Below are 16,984 nucleotides of genomic sequence, written 5' to 3'. Positions count from 1 at the left end.
GGGGAGGGCTTGTTTCTTCAGGGGTCGGGGTAGCTTGGACAGGCCCTCCCCCAGCCCCTCCCGCAAGCGGGAGGGGAGCGGGTGCCTCAACCACTTCCGGCACCCCCGGCGTTTCCGCCTCGACCTGTTCCTCGACCGCCTCGGCAACCGGAGCCGCCGGAGCCGGAGCTTCCTCCGCCACCGCCGCGTCGGTCTCCACGACCATCAGCGACGCGCCGATCGCGACCTGGTCGCCGACCTCACCGGCCAGCTCGACCACCACGCCCGACACCGGCGATTCCATTTCCACGGTCGCCTTGTCGGTCATCATGTCGGCGACCTGCTGATCCTCCTCGATCCGGTCGCCCACCTTGACGTGCCAGGCGACGATCTCGGCCTCGGCGATCCCTTCGCCAATATCCGGAAGACGAAACGTAAAGCGCGCCATGCCGATCAGTCCTTCAGGAGTTTCTTGAGCGCCAGTCCGATACGGACCGGCCCGGGGAAATAGGCCCATTCGAGCGAATGGGGATAGGGCGTGTCGAACCCGGTGACGCGCTCGATCGGCGCCTCGAGGTGATAGAAGCACCGCTCCTGCACCAGGGCCGACAGCTCCGCGCCGAACCCGCCGGTGCGCGTCGCTTCGTGCACGATCATGCAGCGCCCGGTCTTCTTCACCGACTCCTCGATCGTGTCGATGTCGAGCGGGACCAGAGTGCGCAGGTCGATGATCTCGGCGTCCACGCCCATCTCCTCGACCGTCGCCTTCACCACATGCACCATCGTGCCATAGGCGAGCACGGTCAGCGCGGTGCCCGGCCGCACGATCGCCGCCTTGCCCAGCTCGATCCGGTAATAGCCTTCGGGCACCGCGCCGCCCGGATGCTTCGACCAATTCTCGGCCGGGCGATCCCAATGGCCGTTGAACGGGCCGTTATAGATGCGCTTGGGTTCGAAGAAGATGACCGGATCATTGTCCTCGATCGACGCGATCAACAGCCCCTTGGCGTCATACGGGGTCGACGGGATCACCGTCTTCACCCCCGACACATGGGTAAAGATGCCCTCGGGGCTCTGGCTGTGCGTCTGGCCACCGAAAATGCCGCCGCCGAACGGCGAACGCACCGTCAGCGGCGCGGTGAACTGCCCCGCCGAGCGGTAGCGCAGCCGCGCCGCCTCGCTCACCAGCTGGTCGAGCGCGGGATAGATATAGTCGGCGAACTGGATCTCCGGCACCGGGCGCAGGCCATAGGCACCCATGCCGATCGCCACGCCGATGATGCCGCATTCGGTGATCGGCGTGTCGAACACGCGCGTCTTGCCGTACTTGGCCTGCAACCCGGCTGTGGCGCGGAACACGCCGCCGAAATAGCCGACATCCTCCCCCATCACGACCACATCGGGATCGCGCGCCATCATCACGTCCATGGCGGAATTGATCGCCTGGATCATGTTCATCCGCACAATGTCGCCGGTTTCGCCGGTGGCGGCGGTTTCGATCACGTCGCTCATGCCTTCCTCGCCCATGGGCGGCCGCTCGCCTCTTCCTCGTCCAGCATCTGCTGGCGCTGCTCGCGCAGATGCCAGGGCATCTCCTCGAACACCCCGTCGAACAGCGTGTCGAGCGGCTGGTGCAGGCCATGGCCGAGGATGCCGTTCTTCTCGGCCTCCTTCTGCGATGCCTTGACGAGTTCGGCGACCTCGCGGTCCATCGCCGCGTGGCGCTCCTCGTCCCATTCGCCCAATGCGATCAGGTGCGCCTTCAGCCGCGTGACCGGGTCGCCCAGCGGCCATGCGCCCGGCTCGCCCGCGCTGCGATACTGCGTCGGATCGTCGGAGGTCGAATGACCCTCGGCGCGATAGGTGAAATGCTCGATCAGCGTCGGCCCCTGGTTGGTCCGCGCGCGCTCCGCCGCCCACTGGGTCGCCGCATAGACCGCCAGCGCGTCATTGCCGTCGACGCGCAGCCCGGCCATGCCATAGCCGATCGCCCGCGCGGCAAAGGTCGTCGCCTCGGCCCCGGCAAAGCCGGAGAAGCTCGAAATCGCCCATTGATTGTTGACGACGTTGAGGATGACCGGCGCCTTGTAGACGGTGGCAAAGGTCATCGCCGAGTGGAAGTCGCCCTCCGCCGTCGAGCCTTCACCGCACCACACTGCGGCGATGCGCGTATCCCCCTTGGCCGCGCTCGCCATCGCCCAGCCCACCGCCTGCGGATATTGCGTGGCGAGGTTGCCGGAGATCGAGAAGAACCCGTCCTCCTTGGACGAGTACATGATCGGCAGCTGCTTGCCCTGCAGATTGTCGCCGCTGTTCGAATAGATCTGGTTCATCATCTGAACCAGGCTGTATCCGCGCGCGATCAGGATGCCCTGCTGGCGATAGCTGGGGAAGCACATGTCGTCGCGGCTCAGCGCATGGGTGGCGGCAATCGCCACCGCCTCTTCGCCGGTGCACTTCATGTAGAAGCTGGTCTTGCCCTGCCGCTGCGCGCGGAACATGCGCTCGTCGAATGCGCGCACCAGCGCCATGTCGCGCAGCATCGTGCGCAGCGTGTCGGGGTCGAGTCGCGGGTCCCATGGGCCGACCGCACGCCCTTCATCGTCGAGGACGCGGACCAAAGTATAGGATAGGTCGTGGAAGCTCGCCGGATCGGCGGCGGTATCGGGTCGTGGCTGGGCGCCGGCGGGCGGTACCTCCACTGCAGCGAAATCGACCGCATCGCCGGGCCGGAAGCGCGGCTCCGGCACATGCAGGCTCAGCGGGGGCAGGTTGCGCGGGACGTCCGCCATGCACTCTCCAGCAGCTAAAGGCCGTCCGGGTCGCCCTGCGGCGCGCGGACATTTATTTCAGCGCCCGATTATATTGTTTCAACGAGCCTGTCGAGATGGGTCAGCATTGCTGTCCTGACTCGCCTGTGCCCGCACGGGACGCCGAACCTGTAACAGGCTATCCTAAACGCCCCCTTTTCGCGAGCGATCCACAACCCTAAGGGGAGACAATTCCATGACACTCGGCGGGAGCGACGCGCGTATGAAACTGATGGCTGGCAATTCGAACCTGCCGCTCGCCCAGGCGATCGCCTCTTATCTCGAACTTCCGCTGACGCAGGCGAATGTGCGCCGCTTTGCGGACGAGGAGATCTTTGTCGAAATCCTCGAGAACGTCCGGGGTGAGGACGTGTTCGTGCTCCAGTCGACCGCTTATCCGGCGAACGACAATCTGATGGAGCTGCTGATCATGATCGATGCGCTGCGCCGCGCATCGGCCAAGCGGATCACCGCCGTCCTCCCCTATTTCGGCTATGCGCGTCAGGACCGGAAGCCCGGCCCGCGCACCCCGATCTCGGCCAAGCTGGTCGCCAATTTGATCACCACCGCCGGCGCCAACCGTGTCCTCTCGGTCGATCTCCACGCCGGGCAGATTCAGGGCTTTTTCGACATCCCGACCGACAATCTCTTCGCCGCCCCGGTGATGAGCGAGGATATCAAGGCGCGCTTCTCCGACAAGAATCTGATGGTCGTGTCGCCCGACGTCGGCGGCGTGGTCCGCGCCCGCGCGCTCGCCAAGCGGCTCGACAACGCCCCGCTCGCGATCGTCGACAAGCGCCGCGAAAAGGCCGGCGAATCCGAAGTGATGAACATCATCGGCGAGGTTGAGGGCCGCTTCTGCATCCTGATCGACGATATCGTCGATTCGGCCGGGACTTTGTGCAACGCCGCCGCCGCGCTCAAGGCCGCGGGGGCCGAGGACGTCGTCGCCTATTGTACCCACGGCGTGCTCTCGGGCGGCGCGGTCGCGCGGGTCGATGGCTCGGCGCTGCGCGAACTGGTCATCACCGATTCGATCGGCAACCACAATGTCGTCGGCCAGGCCCAACGCATCCGCCACCTGACCATCGCTCCGCTGCTGGCCGAAGCAATCCGCCGGATTGCTGACGAAAGCTCGGTGTCGTCGCTGTTCGACTGAGCGCTTCGCGCTCCGGCACCAGCCCGCTCCCCCACCCGGCCACCCACGACAGTGTATTCTGATGGGTGGCCGGGTGGGGGAGCGGGCTGGTGCCGCGTTCCGCGCCCGCGGAACCAATCAAAACAGCGCCTTCGCCACCAGCACCACCCCCACGCCGATCATCAGCCAGTAGATCGCAGTATAGAATCGCTCCGGCGACACGCGCCGCACCAGCCATACCCCGGCAAAGGTCGACGCGATCGCCACCGGCATCAGCACCGCGCTGGTTCCCAGATTCTCGGTCGTGAACTGCCCCAGCGCCAGATACGCGGGCACCTTGAGCCAGTTCACCGCCCCGAAGAACACGGCAGTGGTGCCGACCAGATAGGCCGGTGCCAGCTGGCGCGGCATCACCCATAGCTGCCAGGGCGGTGCCCCGGCATGGGCGATCTGGCTGGTAAAGCCCGATGCGACCCCGAACAGCGACCCGACCCAGCCGGGCGAGGCGGACGCCGCTCCCGCGCCCAGTCGGTCCTTCCACAACCGGTGCGCACCGAACACGGCCGAAATCACCCCGACCATCGCGAGCACGACATCCGCCGAAACGCTCGCCGCAAACCAATAGCCCAGCGCGATGCCGACGATCGCGCCGGCCAGCGTCCATCCCAGCACGAAATAATCGACCGTCCGCCGGAACGCCCAGATACCGACCACGTCCTGCACGATCAGGATCGGCAACAGGATCGCCGCTGCACGCACCGGATCGACGACAAAGGCGATCACCGGCAGCGACAGCGAACCCGCCCCGGCAAAACCGCCCTTGGACAGCCCCAGCAGCGCGACCGCCGGAATGGCGATCGCGTAAAAGACCGGATCGAGGATCAGAAGCGGCCTACCGGCTCGCGCACCCCGGCATTGCCACGCGCCTTGAGCTGCGCCTTCAGCTTTTCGGGCGGCGGGGCATAGAGAAACCCGAAGCTCACCGTGCCATGCTTGGTCTCGACCACATGGTGCAACCGGTGCGCCTGGATGATCCGCTTCATATATTCGGACTTGGGAATGTAGCGGGTGTTGAGCCGCTTGTGCACGATGATGTCGTGGAACCCGAAATAGATCGCGCCATAGGCCGCAATCCCCGCGCCGATCCATGCATAGCCCTGCCACCAGCCCAGATGCACCCCGCCCAGCAGCAGCACGAATGACGGCAGCGCAAAGATCACGGCATAGAGGTCGTTCAGCTCCCAATTGCCGGTGCGCGGCGAATGATGGCTTTTGTGCAGGAACCAGCCCGGCCCGTGCATCAGCCAGCGATGCGCGACATAGGCAAACCCCTCCATCAGGGCGACGGTGAGCAGGAACAGCGCGATGCCGATTGCGGGACTCATGCGGGCGATATAGCGACGGACCATGATCGATGCGAGACGCGTGATTCCCCTGATTGCGGCGCTGACCGCAGTTTCTGCCTGCGCGGTGCCCGAAGCACGGCTGCGCACCGGCCTCACCAATGCCGGCCTGCCCAAGCCGCTCGCCGCGTGCATGGCGGAGCGGATGGTGGATCGCCTGAGCCTCGCCCAGCTGATGCGCATCGCCGACCTGCCCAAGGCGCGCGAAGCCGAGTCGCTCGACCGCTTCCTGCGCCGCGTCCGCGCGCTCGGCGATCCCGAAATCCTCGCGGTGGCGACCAGCTCGGGCGGCTTATGCGCCACCGGCCTCGCCAAAGAGACGCGCTAACCCGCTCGTTTCGCAGGCGGCGCAGCGCCTATTGCAACTGCGTCGCAATGCCGAAGTCAAGACATTTGATTCCGCCGCGCCCCTGTGCTTAAGCGGCGCGAATTTTGCTGCAACGCAAAGGGCGATCCCATGAATATCCATGAATATCAGGCCAAGGAACTGCTGGCGAAGTACGGCGCGCCGATCGCTGCCGGGCATGCCGCCTTCACCGTCGAAGAGGCGGTCGAAGCCGCCAAGAAGCTCCCCGGACCGCTCTATGTCGTGAAGTCGCAGATCCATGCCGGCGGCCGCGGCAAGGGCAAGTTCAAGGAACTCGCCCCCGAAGCCAAGGGCGGCGTTCGCCTCGCCTTCAGCCTCGACGAGGTCGAAGCGCATGCCAAGGACATGCTCGGCAACACGCTGGTCACGATCCAGACCGGCGAAGCGGGCAAGCAGGTCAACCGCCTCTACGTCACCGACGGCGCCGACATCGCCAAGGAATTCTACCTCGCGCTCCTCGTCGACCGCGCGACCAGCCGCATCGCTTTCGTCGTCTCGACCGAAGGCGGCATGGACATCGAGGAAGTCGCCCACTCGACCCCTGAGAAGATCCACAGCTTCTCGGTCGATCCCGCGACCGGCTTCATGCCGCATCACGGCCGGACCGTCGCCGCGGCGCTCGGCCTGACCGGCGATCAGGCGAAGCAGGCGGCCAAGGTCGCTGCCTCGCTCTACGCCGCCTTCCTCGCGACGGATGCCGAGCAGATCGAGGTCAACCCGCTCGCGCTGACCGAGCAGGGCAACCTCCTCGTCCTCGACGCCAAGGTCGGCTTCGACGGCAACGCCATGTTCCGTCACAAGGACCTGATGGAACTGCGCGACACCACCGAAGAGGATCCGATGGAGCTGGAGGCGTCGAAGTACGACCTCGCCTATATCAAGCTCGACGGCGACATCGGCTGCATGGTCAACGGCGCGGGCCTCGCCATGGCGACGATGGACATCATCAAGCTCAACGGCATGTTCCCGGCCAATTTCCTCGACGTCGGCGGCGGCGCGAACAAGGAAAAGGTCACCGCCGCATTCAAGATCATCCTCGCCGATCCGGCGGTGAAGGGCATCCTCGTCAACATCTTTGGCGGGATCATGAAGTGCGACATCATCGCCGAGGGCATCGTCGCCGCGGCGAAGGAAGTGAACCTGTCGGTCCCGCTGGTCGTCCGCCTCGAAGGCACCAATGTCGAGCAGGGCAAGGAAATCCTCGCCAACTCGGGTCTCGCCATCGTTCCGGCCAATGATCTGGGCGACGCGGCGAAGAAGATTGTGGCGGAGGTCCAGGCGGCTGCTTGATCGCGGCCCCTTGAACGCCCATTGAAAGGGGGTCTGGCGCGTCATCCGCGTCGGACCCCTTTTTCGTTTGCGCAATGACGCTACGGCAATCGTATGATTCCATACCGGACTTGCGAAAACGGCAAAAACCCTTCTAGGGACGAACGGACTCGAACCTTTAAAACGACGCGATTGGAGCGGAGGACGCGATGAAAGTGCTGGTGCCGGTCAAGCGTGTGCTTGACTATAACGTAAAGCCCCGCGTGAAGGCGGACGGGACGGGCGTGGATCTCGCCAACGTCAAGATGAGCATGAACCCGTTCGACGAGATCGCGGTCGAAGAAGCGATTCGCCTGAAGGAAAAGGGCGCGGCGACCGAGATCGTCGTGGTCTCGATCGGTGAGCAAAAGGCTCAGGAAACGCTGCGCACCGCGCTGGCGATGGGCGCCGACCGCGCAATCCTGATCACCGCCGAAGGCCCGGTCGAACCGCTCGGCGTCGCCAAGCTGCTCGCCAAGGTGGCCGAGGAAGAACAGCCCGGCCTGATCATCCTGGGCAAGCAGGCGATCGACGACGACAACAACCAGACCGGCCAGATGCTCGGCGCGTTGCTCGGCTGGGGTCAGGGCACCTTCGCGTCGAAGGTCGAGGTGTCGGGCGACAGCGTCGACGTGACCCGCGAAGTCGATGGCGGCCTCGAAACCGTGAAGCTCAACATCCCGGCGATCGTCACCACCGATCTTCGCCTGAACGAGCCGCGCTACGCCTCGCTGCCCAACATCATGAAGGCAAAGAGCAAGCCGCTCGCCGCCAAGACCCCGGCCGATTACGGCGTCGATGTGACGCCACGCCTGTCGGTGGTGAAGGTGGAAGAGCCGGCCAAGCGCACCGCCGGCGTCAAGGTTGCGGATGTGGATGAGCTTGTCGGCAAGCTCAAGGCACTGGGAGTTGTGGCATGAGCGTTCTGGTCTGGGTCGAACATGACAATGCGTCGGTGAAGGACGCAACGCTCGCCGCCGTCACCGCGGCGGGCAAGCTGGGCGACGTCGTCGCGCTGGTCGCCGGTTCGGGCGCACAGGGTGCCGCCGACGCCGCCGCAAAGATCGCGGGCGTCAGCAAGGTGCTGCTCGCCGACGACGCGGCCTATGCCAATGCGCTCGCCGAGAATGTCGCGCCGCTCGTGGCTGACCTGATGTCGGGCTATGACGCCTTCGTCGCGCCCGCCACCACAACCGGCAAGAATATCGCGCCGCGCGTCGCTGCGCTGCTCGACGTGATGCAGATCAGCGAAGTGATCGGGATCGAGGGCGACCAGTTCACCCGCCCGATCTATGCCGGCAATGCCATCGCTACCGTCACCTCGTCGGACGCGAAGAAGGTGCTGACCGTGCGCGGCACCGCCTTCGACAAGGCGGCGACCGAGGGCGGCAGCGCATCGGTCGAAACCGTTTCGGGCACCGGTGACAAGGGTCTCTCCAGCTTCGTCGGCGCGGAAATCGCCAAGAGCGAGCGTCCCGAACTGACCAGCGCCAAGATCATCGTCTCGGGCGGCCGCGCGCTCGGCTCGGGCGAACAGTTCCACGCGCTGATCGATCCGCTCGCCGACAAGCTCGGCGCAGCGGTCGGCGCCAGCCGCGCTGCGGTCGATGCGGGTTACGCCCCCAACGACTATCAGGTCGGCCAGACCGGCAAGATCGTCGCACCCGAAGTCTATGTCGCGGTCGGCATCTCGGGCGCGATCCAGCATCTCGCCGGCATGAAGGACAGCAAGACGATCATCGCGATCAACAAGGACGAAGACGCACCGATCTTCCAGGTTGCGGACATCGGCCTGGTCGGCGATCTGTTCAAGCTCGTGCCGGAACTGACTGAGAAGCTCTAAGCCGATCGGACGGGTATAAGGAAGGCGTCGCTGGCCGGAGGGTCGGCGGCGCCTTTCTCGTTAAGTGCTTCCCATCTAAATGCTGCGGCTGGTACGTTGATCCGTTGGTGCAGTTCGGCGGGGGACTGGGGTATGCGGGGGCTTTGGATGACAGCGGTAGCGCTGCTGTTCGCGACTCCAGGTTCCTTGGCACAGCCTATCGAACGGGTGGTCACACCGACCGAGGAAATCCGGATCATCGAGAATGCCGCGGCAAGCTGCCTTGCCGAACCGCAGGTAACCGACCGATGCCGTTTCCTCATGTACCGGTTCGCAGTGCTCAACGCGCGGGCGCGTGAACTGACGGTCGCCGAACGTTATGCGCGCAAACTTGCCGAAACTGCGGACCCGGCGAGCCCTGCAGAGCAGCTGCGCGCGGTATGGCTCCTCGGCGATATCCTGCGAGACCTCAATCGATTCGACGAGGCCGAAACCTACTATCGCGCCCGCCTCCAACTGGTGCTCGCAACATTACCGCAAGACGCAGAACGCGTGCTCAACGCCCATGATGCGCTGGCTGCCAATCTGCAGCATCAGGGCAAGGTCGAAGCGGCAGAGGCGCAGTTCCGGGCGGCGGTGGCATGGGCCGAGCAGGGGTTTCCCAGCGGGCACCTGGCGATCGCGCGAAGCTATAGCAATCTTGCCGTTCACCTCTTGCAGCTGATGCGGCCGATCGAAGCGGAGACGCTGTTTCGCCAGGCGTTTGCGGTCGTCACACGGACCGAACCGGACGGCGCAATCGCGGCAAGACTGCTCAGTAATCTTGCGGCGACCGCCGCAATGCTTGGCCGGGCGGGGGAGGCCGAGCAGCTGCAACGCAAGTCGATCGCGATCATCGAAAAGCTATATCCGGCGGGACATACGGCTGTGGCGGAGGGCTATCGCGGCCTCGCCGCACTGCTGGAGTCGCAGGCGCAATTCCAGGAGGCCGAACGATTGGCGCGACGGGCGCTGGCGATCTATACCGCCGCGTTGCCGCCCGACGCCGCGTTTCTCCAGATTCCCTACGAGACGCTGGCCCAGATCCTCGACCGAAAAGGTGCGCCGGGCGAAGCCGAGGCGCTGTATCGCAAGGCGCGCGCCGCCGCGTCGGCGTTGCCGACGGGACATCGTGAGCGGATCAAGGCGGACGCCCAGCTTGCCCGGCACCTGACGGAGCGGGGGGCCATGTTGCCAGAATCGAGAACCTTGAATCGTGACGCTGCCGTCTGGGCGACGGCTCGCCTATTCAGCTATGTCGGATTTACCGAGGCCGCCAAGGTCGAGATGCGGACGTATCGCAGCTTGTTTCAGGGCGTTCTTAAGACGAACTGGCTGCTCTCGCAGCGGATCAGATAGCGGACACGATTGCGCCAGAAACAGGTAAGCCCCGTCGCTTGTTCAGCGGCGGGGCTCCCTGGACGATCCGTTCCACATGGGTTCGGGTCGTCTAAATGCTCTTTCTCTCGATCAAGCTGGATAACAACGCCCCTCGATCGAACTTGGTTCCACGCCCCGCGAAAAAAATCGTGCGCTCAGAACCCGCTCAAAAAGCTGGCAACATTCGCCCCCAGCGCGTCGATCGCATAGCCGCCTTCCATCACGATCGCAGTCGGCAGCCCGGCGGCGGCAATGTCGCGCCCCAGCAGCGCATAGTCCGCCGTCTCCAGCGCGAATTGCGAAATCGGATCGCCGACGAACGTGTCCGCCCCGAAACTGACCAGCAACAGCTCCGCGCCCGACGCCGCAATCGCTGCCAGCGCCCGGTCCTGCGCGGCACGGAACGCATCGATCCGCGTCCCGCGCGGCAGCGGCAGGTTCAGCGTCGCCCCTTCGCCCGCACCCTCGCCGACCTCGTCCGCATGGCCCCAGTAGAACGGAAAGTCCGTCGCCGGATCGGCATGGATCGAGGCAAAGAACACGTCGCCGCGCTCCCAGAAGATATCCTGCGTCCCGTTGCCGTGATGATAGTCGATATCGAGGATCGCGACACGCTGCACGCCCGCATCGCGCGCCGCCTGTGCCGCGACCGCGACATGGTTGAGGTAGCAATAGCCGCCCAGATAATCCGCGCCGGCATGATGCCCCGGCGGTCGGGACAGCGCGAACGCCGTCCGCTCGCCTCCCAGCACTGCGTGGGTCGCCGCCAGCGCGCATTGCACGCTGCGATAGCTCGCGTCCCAGGTCTGCGCGGTCAGCGGCGTCGATGCGTCGATGCTGTATTGCCCCGCCAGCGCGTCGATCCGCTCCAGCTTCAGCGCGCGCTTGCGCACCGTCGGCCAGATATAGCCCATGACATCGCCTGGTCGCCCCGCCTCCGCCCAGCGCGCGGGCGCGGTCTTCAGAAACTCGATATAGTCCGCGTCATGCACCGCGCGGATCGGCGCCTCGCCCCGGTCCTGCGGCAGCTCGGTCGTGCCCAATGTCGCGGCGATGGCGGCGGCGCGCTCCGGCTTCTCCGCATAGGGCACGAATTCCCCGTTATGCAGCTCGCGCGCGGGGGCATGGGCCAGCTGCCCGGGGTCGTAGAAGCAGCGCATCACGCGGTCCGATCCGCGTCGCCGCTGCCGCCCTCACGCCAGCGCGGGGCGAAGCGCAGGATCGTGTAGCCGATCGCCGCCGACAGGATCGATCCGGCGAGCACGCCGATCTTGACCTCATCGACCAGCTCCTCATTGCCGGGGAAGGCCAGCCCGCCGATGAACAGGCTCATCGTAAAGCCGATGCCGCACAGCATCGCGACGGCATAAAGCTGCAACCACGTCGCCCCGCCCGGCGGCGCGGCAAAGCGCAGCTTGGCGGCCAGCCAGATGCTTCCGAAAATGCCGACCTGCTTGCCGATGAACAGGCCTGCCGCGATGCCCAGCGGCAGCGGCGCGAGCAGGATCGCCGGGCTCATCCCCGCCAGGCTGACACCGGCATTGGCAAAGCCGAACACCGGCACGATCGCATAGGCGACCCAGGGAGCGAGCGCGTGCTCGAGCTTGTGCAGCGGCGATTCGGCATCGTCGCACGCGCCCGGGCTGGTGGTGATCGGCACCATCATCGCGGTCAGCACGCCTGCAATCGTCGCATGCACGCCCGACATGAACACGAAATACCAAAGCGCCGCTCCGAGCAGCAGGTATGGCCATAGCCGCTTCACCCCGCTGCGGTTCAGCACATACATGGTCGCCATCACCAGCGCGCCGAGCGCGAGGTAGAGCGTCGACAGCTCGGCGGTATAGGCGATCGCGATGATCGCCACCGCGCCCATGTCATCGACGATCGCGACGGTGGTCAGGAACAGCTTGAGCGACGCCGGCGCGCGGCTGCCGAGCAGCGCCAGCACGCCGATGGCAAAGGCGATGTCGGTCGCGGCGGGAATCGCCCAGCCATTGACCAGCGGGCCATCCCATCCGGTGATGAACAGATAGACCAGGGCCGGCCCGACCATCCCCGCCGCCGCCGCGACGATCGGCAACCGCCGATGCTCCCAGGTGGCGAGCTGCCCGTCGATGAACTCGCGCTTGATCTCCAGCCCCACGAACAGGAAGAAGATCGCCATCAGCGCATCGTTGATCCACAGATGCACGCTCATCGACCCGTATTTCGGGCTGATCACCGGCCCGGTGTCGAGATGCAGCAGGTGGAAATAGGCCTCGGAAACACCGGGCAGATTGGCGACCAGCATCGCCAGCGCTGCGGCGGCCATCAAAATGATGCCGCCCGCCGCCTCGCTCTGCAAAAATCGGCGCAGCACCGATCGTCCTGCCTGGTCGTTTCGTGCGGCCATGCGTTGCTCCTGTGGTTGCGGCGTGCCCCTGCCTAACGGCTGGAACCCACCGGGCAAACCCCCTAGAGGCGCGAATATGAGCATCGCATTGTTGAAGCCCGACAATCCGGTCGTCGCCTGGTGGCGCACGCGGGTGATCGCCACGGTCGATCACGTCGATGTCGTCGAAAAAGTGCGCGAGGACGCCGGCTTCACCGGCCGCTATGCCTTCATGACGCTGATGTCGGCGGGCATCGCGGTGCTCGGCCTGCTGCTCTCCTCTCCAGCAGTCGTCATCGGCGCGATGCTCATCTCGCCGCTGATGGGGCCGATCATCGGCCTCGGCTTCGGCCTCGCCACCTTCGACTGGAACGAGATCCGCACCGCGGCCATCGCGCTTGCACTCGGCATCGTCATCGCGGTGCTGTTCACCGCCTTGCTCGTGCTGGTCTCGCCGATCCAGAATGTGACGACCGAAATCGCCGCGCGCACCCGCCCCAATCTGTTCGACCTGATGATCGCGCTCTTCTCCGCGCTCGCCGGAGCCTATGCGATGATCCGCGGCAGGGCGGGGACGGTGGTCGGCGTCGCCATCGCCACCGCCTTGATGCCGCCGCTGGCCGTGGTCGGCTTCGGCCTCGCCACCTGGAACTGGACGGTCTTCGCCGGCTCGCTGCTGCTGTTCCTCACCAACCTTATCACCATCGCGGTCGCCGCCGCCGTGGTCGCGCGCCTCTATGGCTTCGGCTCGCACCTCTCGCCCCAGCACACGATGCTGCAGACGATCGTCGTCACCGTCGCGCTCGCTGGTTTCGCGATTCCTTTGGGGCTGGTCCTCGTCCAGCTGGGCTGGGAGGCCAACGCCTCGCGCCAGATCCGCGAAGTGATCAGCAGCGAGTTCGAGGGCGCCGCGCGCCTGAGCCAGGTCGATATCGACTATGAGGCGCAACCCGTCCGCGTCACCGCGACCGTGCTGACACCCCGATTGCGCGCCGAGGCGGAAGCCCGCGCCACTGCGGTGCTGCGCGAACTGGTCGGCCGCCCGGTCGCGGTCGAGCTCGAACAGATCCGCGTCGGCACCGGCGCCCAGGCCGAAGCGGCGCAGGTCGCTGCGGCGCAAGCCTCCAGCGCCAGCGCCGCCAACCGCCTCGCCGCGCGCGCGCAGGAACAGCTCGCGCTGATCGCCGGAGTCAAGCCCGACGCGGTGCTGCTCGACCGCGACAATCGCCGCGCGGTGGTCAACGCCGCCCCGCTGCCCGGCGCCAACCTCGCCGCCTATCGCGCGCTCGAAACCCGCGTCGCCGCCGGAGTACAGGGCTGGACCGTCACGCTGATCCCGCCCGTCGCCGCGCTCCCCGACATCGTGCTCGCGGACGACAAGCCCGACGTCGAAGCGCTCGCCACCGCCATCTGGGCGGCGCAGCGGATCAAGCTCCCGATCGGCGTATCGGGCAGCGGGGCGCAAACCGTGGTCGATGCCCTGACCGAAGCCCGCATCGACGCCCGCGTCACCGGCAACGGCCCCGCTCCCGCCCGCCTGCGCTGGCTGGCGCCGGAAGAGGCCAACTAAAATCCTCCCCCGCCAGGGGGAGGTGGCACCCCGGACTTGATCCGGGGTGACGGAGGGGGAGGAAGTGGTCGGCCAGAGCGGTGAGGGCAAAGCCGTCCTCCCCCTCCGCCGCGTTCAGCGGCACCTCCCCCTGGCGGGGGAGGATAAATGCTCAAACCTTCGCCAGCGCCTCGCCGATCAGCGTGCGGCTATTCTCCACGCCATAGAGCGCGATGAAGCTGCCCATGCGCGGCCCCTGCGACGATCCCAGCAGCGTCTCGTACAAAGCCTTGAACCAGTCGCGCAGCGCCTCCTTGCCGAAATGCGCCTTGCCGATCTCATAGACGATGTTCTGCAGATCCTCGGCCGACGCATCCGCCCCCGCAGCGCCAAGCTGCGCGTCGAGATCCTGCAACGCCGCGACCTCGACCCCCTCGGGCGCGCGCCGCACCGGCTTCTCCGCCACGTCGCGGACATAAGCGATCGCATAGCCGATCAGCGCATCCAGCGCGGGCCAGTTCTCCGCCGTCGCATCCGGCACATAATTGCCCAGATACCCCCACACCTGCTCGACCGTCGGCTCGCGCAGCACGCCGACCAGGTTGAGCAGCAGCCCGAACGTCACCGGCAGCGTCTCGGCCGGCGGCGGGCCGTTATGGATATGATGCACCGGATTGCCCAGCCTTTGCTCGACCGGCTGGTCGGCATAGGCGGCGCGGAACTGCCAATAATCGTCCACCGCGCGCGGGATCAGCCCCAGATGCAGCGCCTTGGCTTTTTTGGGCTCGCGATAGATGTAGAAGGCGAGGGACTCGTCGGGCCCATAGGTTAGCCACTGCTCGATCGACAGGCCATTGCCCTTGGTCTTCGAAATCTTCTCGCCCTTGGCGTCGAGGAACAGCTCGTAATTGAACCCCTCGGGCGGGCGCCCGCCCAGCACGCGCGCGATTCGGCCCGATTGCGTCACCGAATCGATCAGATCCTTGCCCGCCATCTCGTAATCGACGCCCAGCGCGACCCAGCGCATCGCCCAGTCGGCCTTCCACTGCAGCTTCGACTTGCCGCCAAGGATGCTCTGCTCGATCCGCTCGCCATCGCTATCGGTGAACGCGATCATGCCCGTTTCGGGATCGAGCACCTCGATCGGCACCTGCAGCACGATCCCCGTCTTCGGACTGATCGGCAGCACCGGCGAATAGGTCGCCTGCCGCTCCGCACGCAGCGTCGGCAGCATCACGTCCATGATGCCCTGATAGTTGCGCAGGACGAGCCGCAGCGCATCGTCGAATTTGCCCGAGCCATAATAATCGGTGGACGACGCGAACTCATAGTCGAACCCGAACCGGTCGAGAAAGTCGCGCAGCATCGCGTTGTTGTGGTGCGCAAAGCTTTCGAACTTGCCGAAGGGGTCGGGCACCTTGGTCAGCGGGTGGCCGATATATTGCGCCAGCATCTCGCCATCGGGCACATTGTCCGGCACCTTGCGCAGGCCATCCATATCGTCGCTGAACGCGATCAGCCGCGTGGACATGTCCGACAGCGTCTCGAACGCGCGCCGCACCATGGTCGTGCGCAGCACTTCGTTGAACGTCCCGATATGCGGCAGCCCCGAGGGGCCATAGCCGGTCTCGAACAGCACCGGCGCGCCGCCAGGCTTGCCCTCCGGATAGCGCTTGAGCAGCTTGCGCGCCTCCTCATAGGGCCAGGCCTTGGAGGCGAGGGCGGCGTCGCGGAGAGCGGTGTCGGTCATCACTGTCTGTCTATCTGGATAAGTTGCGCGTCAGCGGGTGCGCGATGGCGACCGGTTTTGCAACCCACCCAATTCCTCCCCTGCGCAGCAGGGGAGGGGGACCGCCGGCGGAGCCGGTGGTGGAGGGGGCGTAGCTGCGAACAGCGATATGCCGGGGGCATATCGCAGCAGCGGAGCCGGCTTGCGAAGCAAGCCGTTGGCCGCAGAGGGCAGAATTCTGCCGAGCTGCCCCCGGCCGTCTACGCGGCCGCCCCTCCGTTAGCGCTGCGCGCTGCCACCTCCCCCTGGCGGGGGAGGATTGATTCCGCATTGTGCTGGCATTTCCCCGTCGCTCTTGATAATCGCTCGCAACATGACCGACTCCCTCGCGCGTGCGCCGCGCAATCTCCCTGCCACCGTCGCCACGATCGACTGGTCCGCGCTCGCCCCGCACGAAGTGCGCCGCCTGCGCGAATTCGGGCTGGATGAAGGGGTCGAGGTCGAACTGATCCGCCCGGTCGGCTGGTTCGGCGGTCCCGCCGCGGTGCGCATCGGGCGCATGACCGTCGCGCTGCGCCGTCACATCGTCCAGGCGATCCATCTCAAGGCACCCGCCGCATGAACGCCCAGCCGCTCGTCGCGCTGGTCGGCAACCCCAATGCCGGCAAGACCGCTCTGTTCAACGCGCTCACCGGCGCGCGGCAAAAGGTCGGCAACTATCCCGGCGTGACGGTCGAGCGCCATTCGGGCCGCCTCGCGCTCAACGATGGCCGCCCGGTCGAGCTGGTCGACCTGCCCGGCACCTACAGCCTCGATCCGTCCAGCCCTGACGAAGCCGTCACCCGCGACGTGGTGCTCGGACGCCAAGAGGGCGAACGCCTCCCCGACGCGCTGATCGTCGTCGCCGACGCCTCCAACCTCGAAAACCATCTGCGTTTCGTGCTTCAGCTGCGTCAGCTTGGCCGTCCGATGGTGGTCGCGCTCAACATGATCGACATGGCGACGCGCGACGGCCTCACCATCGACGCCGATGCGCTGTCCGCGGAGCTGGGCGTCCCGGTCGTCACCACCGTCGCGGTGCGCAAG

Annotated in this window: 17 protein-coding genes; 9 read left to right on the top strand and 8 right to left on the bottom strand. The window is 66.1% G+C overall.

Annotation, left to right across the window (positions count from 1 at the left end; genetic code table 11):
* From AX681_RS17295 to AX681_RS17285, 3 genes are all read right to left on the bottom strand, one after another.
* Positions 1 to 427: biotin/lipoyl-containing protein (locus tag AX681_RS17295; protein WP_331710030.1), on the bottom strand; the 427-nt coding region annotated here is incomplete at its 3' end.
* 5 nt (positions 428 to 432) lie between these two features.
* On the bottom strand, positions 433 to 1,437 hold the full coding sequence (locus tag AX681_RS17290; RefSeq protein ID WP_066659014.1) for an alpha-ketoacid dehydrogenase subunit beta: 1,005 nt from the start codon (positions 1,435 to 1,437) through the stop codon (positions 433 to 435).
* 50 nt (positions 1,438 to 1,487) lie between these two features.
* A complete protein-coding gene (locus tag AX681_RS17285) occupies positions 1,488 to 2,771 on the bottom strand; it encodes a 3-methyl-2-oxobutanoate dehydrogenase (2-methylpropanoyl-transferring) subunit alpha (RefSeq protein ID WP_066659013.1) in 1,284 nt (427 codons plus the stop codon).
* 241 nt (positions 2,772 to 3,012) lie between these two features.
* Here AX681_RS17285 and AX681_RS17280 point away from each other — a divergent pair, with 241 nt between their 5' ends.
* Complete coding sequence (locus tag AX681_RS17280) at positions 3,013 to 3,948, top strand: ribose-phosphate pyrophosphokinase (protein ID WP_066659011.1); 936 nt, start codon at positions 3,013 to 3,015, stop codon at positions 3,946 to 3,948.
* Between the two features lie 117 nt (positions 3,949 to 4,065).
* On the opposite strand, the gene AX681_RS17275 is transcribed toward AX681_RS17280, so the two are convergent.
* Both AX681_RS17275 and AX681_RS17270 read right to left on the bottom strand, forming a co-directional pair.
* Positions 4,066 to 4,812 carry a sulfite exporter TauE/SafE family protein gene (locus AX681_RS17275; protein WP_066659620.1) on the bottom strand — a complete coding sequence of 249 codons (747 nt, stop codon included), beginning with the start codon at positions 4,810 to 4,812 and terminating at the stop codon, positions 4,066 to 4,068.
* Positions 4,809 to 5,312 (bottom strand): sterol desaturase family protein, encoded by a 504-nt coding sequence (locus AX681_RS17270; protein WP_066659618.1) that lies wholly within the window; start codon positions 5,310 to 5,312, stop codon positions 4,809 to 4,811. The genes AX681_RS17275 and AX681_RS17270 overlap by 4 nt, the downstream gene beginning before the upstream one ends.
* 22 nt (positions 5,313 to 5,334) lie before the next feature.
* On the opposite strand from AX681_RS17270, the gene AX681_RS17265 reads away from it, so the two are divergent.
* From AX681_RS17265 to AX681_RS17245, 5 genes are all read left to right on the top strand, one after another.
* Positions 5,335 to 5,658, top strand: a complete 324-nt coding sequence (locus AX681_RS17265) for a hypothetical protein (RefSeq protein ID WP_066659616.1) — start codon at positions 5,335 to 5,337, stop codon at positions 5,656 to 5,658.
* A 129-nt stretch (positions 5,659 to 5,787) separates the two neighbouring features.
* The gene (gene sucC / locus AX681_RS17260) at positions 5,788 to 6,987 is read left to right on the top strand and encodes an ADP-forming succinate--CoA ligase subunit beta (RefSeq protein WP_066659614.1); all 1,200 of its coding nucleotides are present in this window, start codon (positions 5,788 to 5,790) and stop codon (positions 6,985 to 6,987) included.
* A gap of 188 nt (positions 6,988 to 7,175) precedes the next feature.
* A complete protein-coding gene (locus AX681_RS17255; protein WP_066659608.1) occupies positions 7,176 to 7,925 on the top strand; it encodes an electron transfer flavoprotein subunit beta/FixA family protein in 750 nt (249 codons plus the stop codon).
* Complete coding sequence (locus AX681_RS17250; protein WP_066682553.1) at positions 7,922 to 8,848, top strand: electron transfer flavoprotein subunit alpha/FixB family protein; 927 nt, start codon at positions 7,922 to 7,924, stop codon at positions 8,846 to 8,848. The genes AX681_RS17255 and AX681_RS17250 overlap by 4 nt, the downstream gene beginning before the upstream one ends.
* A 315-nt stretch (positions 8,849 to 9,163) precedes the next feature.
* On the top strand, positions 9,164 to 10,225 hold the full coding sequence (locus AX681_RS17245) for a tetratricopeptide repeat protein (RefSeq protein WP_197424315.1): 1,062 nt from the start codon (positions 9,164 to 9,166) through the stop codon (positions 10,223 to 10,225).
* 176 nt (positions 10,226 to 10,401) lie between these two features.
* Here the strand turns inward: AX681_RS17245 and AX681_RS17240 are convergent, their stop codons facing one another.
* Both AX681_RS17240 and nhaA read right to left on the bottom strand, forming a co-directional pair.
* On the bottom strand, positions 10,402 to 11,406 hold the full coding sequence (locus AX681_RS17240) for a histone deacetylase family protein (protein ID WP_066658639.1): 1,005 nt from the start codon (positions 11,404 to 11,406) through the stop codon (positions 10,402 to 10,404).
* Positions 11,406 to 12,641 (bottom strand): Na+/H+ antiporter NhaA, encoded by a 1,236-nt coding sequence (nhaA, locus tag AX681_RS17235; RefSeq protein ID WP_066682551.1) that lies wholly within the window; start codon positions 12,639 to 12,641, stop codon positions 11,406 to 11,408. Before nhaA ends, AX681_RS17240 begins: the two co-directional genes overlap by 1 nt.
* 76 nt (positions 12,642 to 12,717) lie before the next feature.
* Here nhaA and AX681_RS17230 point away from each other — a divergent pair, with 76 nt between their 5' ends.
* A complete protein-coding gene (locus AX681_RS17230; protein ID WP_066662762.1) occupies positions 12,718 to 14,190 on the top strand; it encodes a DUF389 domain-containing protein in 1,473 nt (490 codons plus the stop codon).
* Between the two features lie 151 nt (positions 14,191 to 14,341).
* Here the strand turns inward: AX681_RS17230 and AX681_RS17225 are convergent, their stop codons facing one another.
* On the bottom strand, positions 14,342 to 15,919 hold the full coding sequence (locus tag AX681_RS17225; RefSeq protein ID WP_066662749.1) for a lysine--tRNA ligase: 1,578 nt from the start codon (positions 15,917 to 15,919) through the stop codon (positions 14,342 to 14,344).
* A gap of 352 nt (positions 15,920 to 16,271) precedes the next feature.
* On the opposite strand from AX681_RS17225, the gene AX681_RS17220 reads away from it, so the two are divergent.
* Positions 16,272 to 16,520 (top strand): FeoA family protein, encoded by a 249-nt coding sequence (locus tag AX681_RS17220; protein WP_156442774.1) that lies wholly within the window; start codon positions 16,272 to 16,274, stop codon positions 16,518 to 16,520.
* Positions 16,517 to 16,984 (top strand): FeoB small GTPase domain-containing protein (locus AX681_RS17215; RefSeq protein ID WP_197424314.1); only part of this gene is annotated, 468 nt, incomplete at its 3' end. The genes AX681_RS17220 and AX681_RS17215, both read left to right, overlap by 4 nt.

Origin of the sequence: Sphingomonas sp. CCH9-E2 (assembly GCF_001557215.1) — a bacterium.
In the GTDB taxonomy this organism is placed as follows: Bacteria; Pseudomonadota; Alphaproteobacteria; order Sphingomonadales; family Sphingomonadaceae; genus Sphingomonas.
Note: the sequence above shows the minus strand (reverse complement) of the source record. Positions and strands in the feature narration are given on the sequence as shown.